Raw genomic sequence first — 14,199 nt, 5'->3', positions numbered from 1 at the left:
AGCGTGAAAGGATATTTCCCCAAGGTCAGGTTATCCGCCGCGCTGTTATTGATCCTATCTATGGTGACATCGACAGGGACGGTCTCATATGCCCAAGCCCCGTACGTGGGGTACAATTATTCCTCCAAGGGAGAAACGATCCCTGCCCCTGTCGCCTATAAACCGGATCGTGTCATAAGCGGCACCGCGGCTGGAACCGGAAGTTTCAATCAGCCTAAAGATATATTCGTGTCTCAGGACAGGCAAATCTATATTGCGGATACTGGAAATTCGCGGATTGTGGTGTTGAATGAACGATTTGAATACATTCGGGAGGTATCCGAATTCGACCATTCCGGGAGAACGGATACGTTTCAAGCGCCGAGCGGGATCTATGTAACGGAGAACAAGGACATGTATGTTGCGGATACGGAGAACCATCGGGTTGTTCATTTGGACGACGCAGGAAAGCTGGTTCAGATCATAGAATCGCCTGAATCGGAAATTTTGATCGATAACTTTGTGTTTCTTCCCCTAAAGGTGGCTGTAGATAAGGCAAAGCGCGTATATGTCGTGGCGCAGGGGACATTTGACGGAATCATGGAATTTGATGGGGATGGCAAATTTACCGGGTTTACCGGCACGAACCGGGTCCGCTTCAATATGGCAGACTACTTCTGGAAGATGATTGCGACCCAGGCGCAGCGTGACCGGATGCGGCTGTTCATCCCGACAGAATATACGAATCTGGATCTGGATGAGAACGGGTTTATCTATACAACAAACTCCGACGCAAATACGGCGGTACCGATCAAGAGATTGAATCCCACCGGGATCGACGTGCTGCGCAGAGAAGGGTATTGGGTCCCATCGGGCGATCTAAAATTCCTTCCTGTCGGTGAACACAGCGGGCCCTCCCTGTTTACGGATATCGCGGTCGGAAACAGCGGGATGTACAGCGCTTTGGATGTGAAGCGCGGGAAAATTTTCACATACGACTGGGACGGGAATTTGCTGTATATCTTCGGCAAAATGGGGGAGCAGGTCGGTACATTTCAAACGCCTTCGGCCATCGATTATTTAGGGGATTCGATTCTTGTGCTTGACCGTGCGTTAAACCATATAACGGTATTTCATGAGACACCGATCGGTAGGTTGATTAATCAAGCTGTGAAGGGACATTTCAAGGGAGACGATGAGTTGTCAGCAGAGCTGTGGAACCGGGTTGTGGAATACGATGCGAATTATGAAATTGCATATATCGGGATCAGCAAGGCGCTGCTCAGAAAAGGATTGAATAAAGAAGCAACGGAGTATGCCAAGCTTGGCATGGACAAAGGCAATTATTCCAAGGTATTCAAGCGGCACCGGAAGGATGTTCTAAGAGAGCATCTCGGCAGCATCTTGTCCCTGTCCATCGCCGTTATCGCCGGAATCATCATCCAAAGAACCATCAAAAGAAAGAGGAGGAAGACCTATCATGCGTAAAGAACTGCTGCTGTTCCCATTCCATGTTATGGTCAGACCCTTCTCCGGCTTTTGGGATCTCAAATATGATGATATGGGGAACTTGAGGATCGCGGGCGCTATTGTGTTCTTAGTTTTTATGAGCGTCGTCATTCAACATCAGTATGGGGGCTACATCTTCAATAATCTGAATGCTGATGAATTTAACAGTCTAGTGCAAATGCGTAATGTGCTGCTTCCTTATTTTCTGTGGTGTATCGCGAACTGGTCCTTAACCACATTGATGGACGGCGAAGGGAACTTTTCGGAAATTTGCATGGTCACTGCCTATGCCTTGCTGCCCATTGCAGTGATACTCATACCTAATACAATCTTAAGCAATGTAATTACCCAGGAAGAAAGTGTGTTTTACTATTTCTTCAACGGGGTTGCGGCTGTATGGTTTCTCTTCTTGCTCTTCGTCGGTACCATGACGGTTCATCAATACACCGTTACCAAAACGCTGGTTACCATCTTTCTTACATTGGTGGGAATGGCTTTTCTCTTATTCCTTGGGTTACTTTTTTTTAGCCTGATCCAGCAAATGTACTCATTCGTGTTTACCATCTATCAAGAGATACAATTTCGGAACTGAGGGAGTGCAGCAGATGAAGAAAATATTAATGTTTAGCTTAACTGTGTTACTCCTCGGTAGTGCTGCCATATTCGTTTGGGGTCTTCAACCGGAGATTGCGGATGTCCCGGCATATACAGAAGTAAATATAGAAGGAGCAACTGCGCAGGTTTTTTCTAAACCTCAGGTTGAACTTAAGGGGATGGAGGGCGTGACTTCCAACGGCTTGTTGTCGCTGTACTATGATGCATCCGATACGGGAATTGCCGTACGGAACAATCTGACGGGAACAGTGTGGTATTCAAATCCGCCAGGCCGCGCAGAAGATTCGGGAGCTACATACGCTATGTATTCGCCCCTATCCCTGACCTACGATAATCTGTCGAGACAGCAAGTACGGATGACTTCGTTTGAAGACAGCGTGGCACATGGTCAAGCCAAGGCTGAACCGATCAATGGCGGACTGAAGGTAACCTACCTATTTGGAGAACCCGTATCGAATCTGGATAGGCTGCCGCAGAAAATCAGTAAAGAACGTTATGAGAAGATTATGGAACAAGCAGGCGATTCCTTCAGGCGCCACTTGACCCATGCCTATGTTATCAGGGACAACTCCGAGGTCTATGAGCGCTATGACGATGCGCTTAAAGGAACGATATTGCGGAGAACGATTGAAGCGTTTGAGCTGGCCCAATATACGGAAGAGGATCTGGCTCGTGACCATGAGGAGCATCAAATTGCGCTTGCTGCGGACGATAGTGAAAAATTCAAAGTTTCAATTGAATATGTGCTTGATGGGGCGGATTTTCTAGTAAGAGTCCCGGTGAATGAAGTGGAATATTCAGCAGCCACGCCGATTCGGCATATCTCGGTTCTGGAGTACTTCGGTGCCGGCGGGCCCAAAGACCAAGGCTACTTGTTCGTGCCTGATGGTTCGGGAAGCCTGATTCATATGAACAAAGAGCCAGTTCCTTTTCCATATGAGCAAAGAATCTATGGAGAAGATCCCGCTGTGTATGATCAAAACCAGCAATCCGTAACAGAGACGATCCGTTTGCCCGTATTCGGAATCCAAAAGAATCATAAGGCGCTTCTAGCGATTATCGAACATGGTGCTTCGGTGGCTTCCGTGAAGGCAATGACGAACGGACAGCTGAATTCCTATAATCATGTATTCGCGGAATTTGAAGTGCTTGCCCGAGAGGTGATTCGCATAGAGGCGGGAGAGACGTCTCGCGAAATTCCAACCTACCAAGAGCGCTCTACGGCTGCGGATTATGTGATCCGTTATGTGTTCCTTGAAGATGAGGCTGCAAATTATACGGGAATGGCCCTGGCGTATCAGGAATATCTAGTGGAACGGAATATGCTGATCAAGCGTGAACCGGAGGCTGATTTGCCCTTCTATTTGCAACTGATCGGAGCGATACCCAAACGGAATCATTTTCTTGGCATACCGTATGAGTCGATGCAAGCCCTAACGACATTTGAGCAGGCTCAATCCGTGATCAAACAATTGCAGGAGCGATCATTGGACAATATCAAAGTGCAGTATACCGGATGGTTTAATGGCGGGGTGAATCATACCGTCCCTACACAAGTGTCTCCCGAGAAGGTGCTTGGAGGCAAACGTGGATTAAAAGAATTAAATGACTTCAGCCAGGAAAACGGAGTGGCCTTATACCCGCATGTTTCAATGACAGCGCTTTATCCGTTTCATTCGCTAACCTATACTCCGACCAAGGCTGCCGTCCGACATTTAAACCGGAATGTTGCCGGGTTATATCCTTATGATCCTGCCACAGGGGATTACGATCGGGAAGGGGACCCGCAATATATGCTTGCCCCCCAGCTCTTACCCGGCATGATGAACCGATTGCTGCAAAGCTACAGCCCATATGAATTGAAGGGTATAAGTCTGGGGGGACTGGGCGACAAGCTGTATTCGAACTTTCGCAGAGGGCAATTTATCGATCGTACGCAAACGGAGACGATCTTTGCGGAACAGACAAGCGAGATTCGTACTCGGCTGCCGGAAGCCGAGCTCATGGTGAGTGGAGGGAATGCCTACTTGTTCCCCTATGCGCGACACATTGTCCAAGCACCGATGTCAGACAGCGGGTTTCATATCACGGATGAATCGGTCCCCTTTTATCAGATTGTACTCCATGGATACGTAGATTACGCAGGAATGCCTTACAACTTGGCTCAAGAGGCGGAACTTCGCGAATATGTACTGCAATGTCTGGAGTACGGCTCGAATGTATATTTTACTTGGATCTATCAAAAAAACTCGCTCGTGAAAGATACTTCATATAACCACCTCAATTCTGTTCATTATAAGACATGGATTGAGGAGGCTGCCGCAGCTTACCTGGAAGTCAATGAGGTGTTAAGAGATGTATCGGACAGCAGAATTGTATCGCATGAGATCCTTGCGCATGATGTACGCAGAACCGAATATGACGGCGGCAAAGTAGTCATGGTGAACTACAACCCGTATGACGTGACCATAGAGGGGATTACGATTAAAGCCCGGGATTATTATGTTGGAGGTGAGGGGGCTTGAAACGTACAGGACCGCTTAGCTTTGAGAAGAAGAAGAGGATTATGGCGATGTTATTTATCACGCCATGGTTTCTGGGGTTCTTATTCTTCTTTGTGACCCCGCTGTTCACCTCATTGCGGTTTAGCTTTAGCGAATTGAACATGACGAGCAGCGGCTATGAATTAAACGGCATAGGGTTTAAAAACTATACCTTTGCCCTCGGCGTGCATCAAGACTTTAATCGATTGCTCACAGAGGCTTCAATTGACATGATCATCAATGTGCCGTTAATCATCGTTTTCAGTTTATTTCTTGCCACCATCTTGAATCAGAAGTTCCGCGGCAGAGCAGCCGCCCGTGCCGTCTTTTTCCTGCCCGTTATCCTTGCTTCCGGGGTCATGACAAGCATTGAGGATGCTAGCTTCATGTCTGAGCTAATGGCGGGGAGCAAAAATGCAGGCAGTATGCAGCTCCTTCAGAGTTTGAATTTGGAGAACATGATGCTCGAAAGCGGATTTCCCCCCACTTTCGTGGAATATCTGACTGGCGCGGTAGATCGCATCTATTCCATCATCAGCAAATCAGGCGTGCAGATCCTTATATTCCTGGCAGGCCTTCAATCCATTCCGTCATCATTGTATGAAGCTTCGAAGATGGAAGGCGCTACGGGTTATGAGACATTCTGGAAGATTACGTTTCCCATGGTCAGCTCGTTGATACCCATCATTGTTGTCTATTCCATTATCGACTCCTTTATTGATAACAAAGTGACAACCTTAATTCATAATATCGCATTCAGCAATATTGATTTTGGGATCAGCTCGGCGATGTCCTGGATATACTTCTTGATGGTCGCTGTCATTCTTGCCGTCAGCATGGCGCTCGTCTCTAAAAGAGTATTTTATAATAACTAAAGGGGGCAAAAAGATATGACACCGGCGACATGGACGAAGCTGAAAACCGCAGTTTGGGTAGTGATCAGGGCGATACTTCTCATTGGATTGGTCTTTGTAGTGCTTTACCCGATTCTGGTTAAAATTGTGACCATGATCAAGGATAAAGCCGATATTTATAATCCTGTGGTCGTGTGGATTCCTGAAAACTTCACCTTTAGCAATATCAAAATCGTATATGAGATTATGAATTACTGGCCGACGTTGTTAAATACATTCACCTTATCGACGGTGATGATGATTCTCCAGTTAGTATCCTGCGCACTAGCCGGATATGGATTTGCCAAATGGCAGTCCAAGTGGGCGAAGCTGTTATTTGCAGGAGTTATAGCTACCATTCTGGTTCCGCCGCAAACGATTATGGTGCCGCTATATTTAACTTTTCAAAATTTTGATTTCTTCGGATCATACCAGTGGATAACGGGGAGAGATGGACTGAATCTACTGAATACTTACTGGCCGTTCATCCTGACGGCACTGACTGGGAATGCGTTAAAGTCCGGCCTATATATCTATATATTCAGGCAATTTTTCCTGAATATGCCCAAGGACCTGGAAGAAGCGGCATTCGTGGATGGGGCGGGCATGTTGAAGACATTCACCCACATTATCATACCGAGTGCGATACCTTCGATTATAACCGTTTCCCTGTTTTCCTTCGTATGGCAGTGGAATGACACCTTCTTTACGGGGAATTTCTTGAGCGGCGTGAAGGTATTATCCAATGAGCTTGTTGCTCTGCCGGCCAACGTGAATAACTATCTATTGTTCAGCGTACCCGGAGCAAGCTTGGAGACCGCCACCAGCATTGATCCATTCTATGCTTCGATGCTGGTGGATACCGGGCTGATGCTCTCTATTATGCCGTTGATCATTCTGTATTTATTTGTGCAGCGCTATTTTGTAGAAAGTGTGGAGCGTACAGGAATTGTTGGGTAACTTTATTAGAACGTTTAGGGGGCAATCCACGACAATGAAAACACTAAGGATTAGCGAGAATCAACGATTTTTGTCTTATGAAGACGGGGCGTCCTTCTTCTGGCTGGGAGATACCGCTTGGGAACTGATTCACAAGCTGAATCGCGAAGAAGTGGATGAGTATTTATTGCATCGCGCCGACTTGAAATTTAATGTTATCCAAACTGTCATATTGGCCGAGTCGAATGGCTTGTGTACAGGCAATGCTTACGGAAAGTTGCCGCTTAAACAGAACGCGGGTGGTTTTTATGACCCGGGGTTACCAGATACAGACGGAACGAACCATTATTGGCATCACGTGGATTATGTGATTGATCGCGCTGCGTCACTGGGTTTATATGTTGCTTTACTGCCGACTTGGGGGGATAAGTTTCATCTTAAGCATGGAACGGGACCGGAGATCTTCAATGAACAGAACGCAGCAATTTATGGGCGTTGGGTCGGGGAACGGTATAAGGATCGGCCGAACGTTATATGGGTGCTGGGTGGGGATCGCCCCTTGGTAACGTTTGATCATTTTGCGATCATACGTGCCATGGCGCAAGGCCTGAGGGAGGGAGATCAAGGTCGACACTTAATGACATATCACCCGGCAGGATGTCAGTCGTCCTCACACCAGCTGCATCATGAAACCTGGCTTGATTTTAACATGATTCAGTCGGGACACGGCGAGCGTCTTACCAGTAGCCATAGAATGGTGACGGAGGATTATCATAAGACACCTACAAAACCGACGCTAGATGCAGAGCCTTGTTATGAGGATATACCCATCGGCTTTCGACCGGAAAACGGTTATTTTGATGCTTCCGATGTTCGAACAGCTGCCTACTATGCGGTATTTTCAGGCGCTTTCGGACACACGTACGGACATCACAGTATTTGGTCCATGACATTAAAGCCTGGTGATCATTACCTTATGCATTGGCGTGATGCGTTATCGCGACCGGGTGCAGCACAAATGCAGCATCTGCGGTCATTGATGGAAGCTTACCCCGACCTCGATCGAGTGCCAGATCAAAGCCTTCTCGAAAGCAACCATTCCGGCGCCAACTACATGGCGGCAACCAGAGGAAGGGATTTCGTGATGATATACAGTCCCAATGGGGTGGCGGCAAGCGTTGTAATGGGAAAAATTGCGGGTGATCAGGTGAGAGCTGCATGGTATGATCCGCGAAATGGCCAGTTTATAGAAGCTGGAAGGTTCCCCAACTCCCGAATACAGGTCTTCCAGCCACCTACCAGCGGAAGAGGCAACGATTGGGTTTTGCTATTGGAAACGGTGTTGGACTAAATCTCTTTAGGATCGTTTTCCCCACAGGCATCGGAGGGGAAAATGATCTTTTTTTCAACTTCACCTGAAGATATTTCAATATGTGCCGAAGTCCCTAAGATTCTTCAATAAAAACAACGAATAGATCATGTTGACCTGAATTTTAAAGATGTAACATGAAAAAGTCATTTTATGATTCTCAACATGTCCAAACCATTTTTGATGGAGGTGAAATCCGTATTTCTATTAAGCATTCATTAGGAGGGATATGGTGGTGTTAAAGCGAACTGGAATCAAATTTCTCGCTGCATGGTTGTGTGTAATGTGCATGGTCTATGGAGGAGGCTTGCCGCTGATGGAGCATACGTCCAAGGCATACGCTGCTGATGCTACGCTGATGGTTGATGCCGATACGGTAGTGGCGCCGATGAAAGATGAGATCCGAGGAACGAATATTGGTCTGTGGACAAGAAATGAGTTCCATCCGGTGAGCACTCGATCGGAACAGTATGTAAATTTGATTAAAGAAGCAGGCATTAAAATGATACGATTCCCTGCTGGCGTCGAGGCTGATATGGCCTATTGGGATCGCACGAACTCATACGAATGGCATACGGGTCCCAATCCGTACACGAGAACGATCACGGCGGATGTCTTGGACAGCTTTATGAGTTTGGTGCAGGAAGTTGGAGCCGAGCCACTTATCACGGTTAATGCCAAAGTGAATGACAAAGATATGGCCGCCGATATGGTGAGGTACGCGAATATTGAGAAGGGCTATAATATCAAATATTGGGAAATCGGAAATGAGCCAGAGTTTTTCCGCGATGCCTATGCAGTTACACCACTTGAGTATGCAGCCAGAATCCGGGAATATTCGGATGCTATGAAGGCTGTGGATCCCACCATTACGATCATGGGTCCCGCAAATGCGCAGCCTATGCAGATGACCAGCTGGACAAAGCCGGTTCTCTCTACTTTGGCTGACCTTAACAAGCCGCTGGATGCTATATCGATCCATTGGTATCCGCTGTGGGGCGGTCAGACCAATCCCAATTCGTCCTCTTTTCCTACGATCGACAATTTATTGACCTACGAAGGGACGGATTATCCAAATTCCTACATCAATTGGGCGAATCAATTTACCGACACGACACCGACGGATAATCTCGTCAGTTATCGTGACCAGTACGCACCAGGAGCTTTACTGGGCATCACTGAACTTGGTCAAGTGACTGGAGGTGAGGAAGGTGCAGGGATTGGTGACACGATGGCCGGAGCGCTATGGCTGGGCGATGTTCTGGGCAGGCTGGCCTACCACCAAATGGATTTTGTTACCCAGTTTCTCCTGCAGGGCAATCAAGCATACGGCTTGATGGACATCAATAAGAACGTGCGGCCAGCCTATTACCTGTACCCGATGCTAAATCGTTACTTTGGTGATCAGATGGTAGCGACAAGCTCCAGCGACAACCAGAATTTAACCATATGGGGCAGTAAACACACAGGCGTCAATAACAAGCTCTATCTCATGGTAATCAATAAAAATCAGACCCAAGACCTGAGCGCAACCATTAATCTGTCCAATTTCATACCCGAGTCAACGGCTTCCTCTTGGGTGTTAAACGCACCGGCCATCAACTCTCAATCCGGAGCCAACATTAACGGTATCCAGGTTGCCTCGAACGGTACGCTGCCAACAATACCCGGCAATACGATCACGGGTGTATCCAATAGCTTTACAAGAACATTCCCAGCCCATTCGATTACGATGGTGGAACTAACGGGAACAGAAGAAACACCAGAGGCCCAATCCCGTTATCTTGGCCAGTATGCAGTCGGCATGAATGAGAGAAAGACCGCATCCGACTACCCCGGCACCCAAGCAGCAACTCCGCAAGGCTGGGGCAAAATCTGGCGGACGGGGTCTGCGCAATGGTCCGTGCATTTTCCGACCACAGGAAATTATGATTTCACGATTAAAGCTTATGGCGAAGGAGGCGGGCCTGCCTTCCAGGTGAAGCTGGATGGACAGAACGTTCCGAATGCGGCATTCAGCCCTGGCAGCAGCTGGGCCGATTACCAAGGAAGTCTCGGAACGGTCACAGCCGGTACACATACCATTCAGATATACAACAACAGCCCGGTTGCGCAGAGCAACATCGATGTAGCGCATATGGATATCGAGGGTGCAGCACCGGGTCCGTTTACGCTTAAATCACCGGCGAACAACGCATCCGTGGAAGGCACCAGCGTTACTCTGGATTGGACGCAGGTTATCGATGGCAAATCTTATGCACCTTTCGGTTCGGATCATTACACGGTCATTGTTTCGAGCCATGCAACGTTAACGAATCCGATCGTCAATACAACGGTTACGGGAACTACGCATCAAGTCAACAATCTGCAAAGTAACACGACGTATTATTGGAAGGTTATTGCGAATAATGCCAGCGGTTCCACACCGTCCGCAGATGTGTTTAGTTTCATTACACCGGCTGGGCCGGCTGCTCCCTCTCGTTACCTGGGAGTCGAGGCTAATGGCATGAACGAAATCAAGGGAGCAGGCGATTGGCCGGGAAGCGCTGCCCAAACTCCTGATGGATGGGGGAAAATCTGGCGGACGGGTACCGCAGGATGGACGGTGAATATCCCCGCCGCAGGCAAATATGACTTTACGATTAAAGCTTACGGTGAAGGGGAAGCTCCGTCCTTCCAGGTGAAATTGAATGGGCAGAATGTATCGAATGGCGCGTTCACACCGGGCAGCAGCTGGTCAAACTATCAAGGAAGCCTGGGAACGCTGTCGGCAGGCACACATACGATTCAAATTCATAACAACAGTGCCGTAGCTTTCAATAACATCGACGTGGCGCACATCGATATCGTTCCATCTCCCTGATGACGCAATATAAGTTTCTCTAAAGTCTTACATCAGAGGCTGTCCCTTTCATAGATATGATCTATGGAGGCGACAGTCTCTTCTTTTGTTCTTTGGTGAAATGCGGACGCGAAGCCCACCATCATTACTTTTTCAACAAAATCTAAAAATAGTTCAATATTCACGTTGCGAGGTCATGAATATTTTCAATAAAAACAACGATTTCATCATGTCGAATTCAAATTGGAGTCGGTAACATGAAATCATCATGCGGTCTGCTGGAATAACAGGATGAAAGAGGTGTAGTAAGGATGTGGATGAAAGAGTATCCGTTAGCGGATTCCTATGATGTTGTTGTTGTCGGTGGAGGGTCAGCAGGTTTTACGGCTGCGATTCAAGCAGCACGTGCAGGGGCAAAGACCACCCTTATTGAGAAGAATAGTATCCTTGGCGGCACAACGGTGGTGGCAGCGGTCGATTTCCCCGGTCTATTTCACGCATGTGGGAAGCAGGTCATTGGAGGCATAGGTTGGGAAGCCATTGAGCGTACAGTGGCCAAAGGAGGAGCGACCCTGCCGGATTTCACCAAATCGGTGGGGAATAGGCATTGGGAACACCAAATAAGGGTCAATCGATTTGTATATAGTACCATCCTTGAAGAAATGTGCCTGGAAGCCGGTGTCGTGCTTCGTTACCATGAAATGCCGGCAGCTGTCTATGTGCAGGGTCAGGAGCGCCGGCTGATGACAGCAGGAAAATCAGGACTTTCAGCTATTGGATTCAAGAAGTTGGTGGATGGAACCGGCGATGCCAATATGGCAGGACTGATGGGATATGAGCGGGTAAAGGGGGAAGTGCTGCAGCCGGGAACACTGGTCTATAAGCTTGGCGGATATCAGATGGAACAGGTCGATGTCACCGCATTGAAAGAGGCTTACTCCACCGCCTTGCAAGCTGGAAATATCAGGAGGACCGATCATCTGCCAGGAGAAATCCCGTTGTACAGGGAGCTCCAAAGCAGGGGAAGCAGTTCGCTGCATATTACCGATATTGATGGTTCAACTTCGTTGACGAAGTCCCATGCTGAAATTGAAGCAAGAAAGGCGCTAATGCGCGTTTACAGTTTGCTCAGGGGCATTCCCGGCTGCGAACAGCTGTATGTTGAGTATTTTGCCAATGAATGCGGGATTCGGGAAACGTGGCGTATTGCCGGAGAAGAATGGGTAGACGCGGACCGTTATATCAGTGGCTATCGATGGCCGGATGCGGTTTGCTACAGCTACTATCCGATCGATATCCATCAGCACGATTCCAATACGACGGATGTTCGGCCTCTGGCCGAAGGTGTGGTACCAACCATTCCTTATGGGGCATTGGTACCTCGCGGAAGCGATCATTTGCTTGCAGCTGGGCGATGTGCTTCCGGTGACCGGGTTGCTCATTCGGCCTACCGGGTTCAAGCCAGCTGCATGGCTATGGGGCAGGCAGCTGGCGCCGCCGCTGCAATTGCTGCTCGGGATGATATATCGGTCCGGCAGGTGAACCTGGAGGAAGTAAGAGATGTGCTGCTGGCGCACGCTGCGATTGTGCCTTAGTAATGATGCAGATTAAGGAGGGAATAGAAGCGATATGAAATTTACAATTAAACTCTCACAAGCAGCAGCGGAAGTCGTGGATTCTTTAACAAACCGGGAGTTGCTGGACCAAGTATGCTGCCCGACGTATACGAGAGTGGGCCCGGACCGGACGGAAACCTTTGGAGCGATGTTTTTCCATCCTACGGAGCGGGAGGAGCTTGAGCAGCAAATCGAACGATTCCAATCCAGATGCAAGATCCCCCCGTTTATTGTCAGTGATCTTGAATGCGGTGCAGGTAATATGGTGCTTGGTGCAACGAAATTTCCGTCGATGATGTCGATCAGCCAAACCAATTCAGTAGAACTGGCTTATGAGGTTGGAGCCATTGCTGCCAAGGAAGCCGGTGAGCTCGGATATAACTGGACGTTCTCGCCGGTCGCGGATCTGGCATACGACCCGGACAGCCCTGTCGTCGGCATACGAAGCGCGGGTAAGGATCCGGAACATACGATAAAAATGGTGTCGGCTTATATGCGGGGTCTTCAGGACCATGGCATGATGGCAACGATCAAGCATTTTCCAGGGGATGGATTTGGAACATATGATCAACATTTGACGACCCCAGTGAATCCATTATCGAGGGAAGAATGGAGAGCTGGACCTGGCAAAGTGTTCAAGGATCTCATTGACGATGGCGCGATGGCGATCATGCCAGGTCATATATCTTTGCCGGCTTTTGATGAGATCGATGAGGCGACGGGAACCTATCCGCCTGCCACGATATCCAGGAAGCTTCTGGTTGACCTGCTCCGCGGCGAGCTTGGGTTTGATGGGCTGATCGTTACCGATGCGGTGGAGATGGGGGGACTTGTAGGGTACATAAATTATTTTGACGCCTGTGCTCTGGCATTAGAGAATGGCTGCGACATCCTGCTCTTCACAAGAATGGATGACATATTCTACAGGGAGATGGAACAGCGTCTTGAGACCGGTATGCTGTCGATCGACACGTTGAAAAAGCGGGCTCTTCGAATTGTGTCACTCAAGTTTCAGTTGGGACTGATGGATGGAACGCACCGAGTCGTCGAAGCATCCAATCCGATTCGTAATCTTGAAGCAGCTAAGGAAGTCGTAGCTAAGAGTATCACTGTCGTAAGAGACCGAAAGCAGTTGATACCGTATCCGATCACCAGACAGACCCGAGTTCTTCATGTAGTGATCATGAACCATGCTGATCGATTTGCGGAGCTCTACGACAAAATAAAAGATGAACTCGGAAAACATACAGACCAGCTGACTCAGTGGGTTGACCCGGGACCCGACAATCTATACCGTGCGATGTGCGAACAGGCCTATGATCTTGTTATATGTTCGATTGGAAGCAAGCTTAGTTACGGACTGAACGTCGTTCGTCTGCACGATGAGGTTGCCAGAAATATGATGGCCGGGTGGAGCAAGTTGGGTACGCCGATCATCTTTGTGTCTCATTTTCATTCCTATGTGCATAAAGAATACGAGACTTCCATCGATACGATCGTGAACACATACGGTGACATTGACTGCACAATTGAATATCTAATTGAGGGCATATTCGGGAAGAGGGGGCTGAATCGCAGCCTGTATGCACATGATTAACTCCAAATCCTGGAGTAGAGGTGGGTGCAGCATGAAGAAGATCACGGCGTTGAACTGGGAGGTGGGCTGGAGTGATCATGCGGGGCAATTTCCGGATCGCTGGGTCCCTGCCACCGTACCCGGCGCAGTCCAATTGGATTGGGCCCGGGCTGAAGGATGGGGGGATCACACCTATGGTGAGAATTGTCCAATTGGATTGGGCCCGGGCTGAAGGATGGGGGGATCACACCTATGGTGAGAATTGGCGTCAATATGAATGGATGGAGGATAAAACCTGGACGTATCGGGCTTGGCTGC

Annotated in this window: 10 protein-coding genes; all 10 read left to right on the top strand. The window is 48.5% G+C overall.

All coding sequences use genetic code 11. The features are described from left to right. Positions 1–3: 3 nt before the first annotated feature. The 10 genes from ACPV3A_RS07845 (at position 4) to ACPV3A_RS07800 (ending at position 14,113) form a co-directional block, all read left to right on the top strand. Entirely contained in the window at positions 4–1,467 is a 1,464-nt protein-coding gene (locus ACPV3A_RS07845; RefSeq protein ID WP_220686359.1) for an NHL repeat-containing protein, read from the top strand. After that, a complete protein-coding gene (locus ACPV3A_RS07840) occupies positions 1,460–2,080 on the top strand; it encodes a YIP1 family protein (RefSeq protein ID WP_194541204.1) in 621 nt (206 codons plus the stop codon). Before ACPV3A_RS07845 ends, ACPV3A_RS07840 begins: the two co-directional genes overlap by 8 nt. Positions 2,081–2,093: 13 nt before the next feature. After that, positions 2,094–4,628 (top strand): DUF5696 domain-containing protein, encoded by a 2,535-nt coding sequence (locus tag ACPV3A_RS07835; RefSeq protein ID WP_426198735.1) that lies wholly within the window; start codon positions 2,094–2,096, stop codon positions 4,626–4,628. Continuing rightward, positions 4,625–5,521 (top strand): carbohydrate ABC transporter permease, encoded by an 897-nt coding sequence (locus ACPV3A_RS07830; protein ID WP_426198733.1) that lies wholly within the window; start codon positions 4,625–4,627, stop codon positions 5,519–5,521. Before ACPV3A_RS07835 ends, ACPV3A_RS07830 begins: the two co-directional genes overlap by 4 nt. Positions 5,522–5,536: 15 nt before the next feature. Beyond that, positions 5,537–6,499: a carbohydrate ABC transporter permease gene (locus ACPV3A_RS07825; protein ID WP_194541206.1), complete on the top strand. Its 963-nt coding sequence runs from the start codon at positions 5,537–5,539 to the stop codon at positions 6,497–6,499. Between the two features lie 34 nt (positions 6,500–6,533). After that, a complete protein-coding gene (locus ACPV3A_RS07820) occupies positions 6,534–7,829 on the top strand; it encodes a glycoside hydrolase family 140 protein (protein WP_426198731.1) in 1,296 nt (431 codons plus the stop codon). Positions 7,830–8,082: 253 nt separating this feature from the next. Then, the gene (locus tag ACPV3A_RS07815; RefSeq protein ID WP_426198729.1) at positions 8,083–10,710 is read left to right on the top strand and encodes a carbohydrate-binding protein; all 2,628 of its coding nucleotides are present in this window, start codon (positions 8,083–8,085) and stop codon (positions 10,708–10,710) included. 290 nt (positions 10,711–11,000) lie between these two features. Continuing rightward, positions 11,001–12,284: an FAD-dependent oxidoreductase gene (locus tag ACPV3A_RS07810; protein ID WP_426198727.1), complete on the top strand. Its 1,284-nt coding sequence runs from the start codon at positions 11,001–11,003 to the stop codon at positions 12,282–12,284. Positions 12,285–12,318: 34 nt separating this feature from the next. Continuing rightward, complete coding sequence (locus ACPV3A_RS07805) at positions 12,319–13,902, top strand: glycoside hydrolase family 3 protein (RefSeq protein WP_426198726.1); 1,584 nt, start codon at positions 12,319–12,321, stop codon at positions 13,900–13,902. Between the two features lie 31 nt (positions 13,903–13,933). Continuing rightward, positions 13,934–14,113 carry a hypothetical protein gene (locus ACPV3A_RS07800; protein WP_426198724.1) on the top strand — a complete coding sequence of 60 codons (180 nt, stop codon included), beginning with the start codon at positions 13,934–13,936 and terminating at the stop codon, positions 14,111–14,113. Positions 14,114–14,199: the final 86 nt, after the last annotated feature.

The organism is Paenibacillus sp. Dod16 (assembly GCF_049893405.1).
GTDB lineage: Bacteria > Bacillota > Bacilli > Paenibacillales > Paenibacillaceae > Paenibacillus_AQ.
The sequence above is the reverse complement of the archived record's forward strand: the minus strand, read 5'-3'. Positions and strand labels throughout refer to the sequence as shown.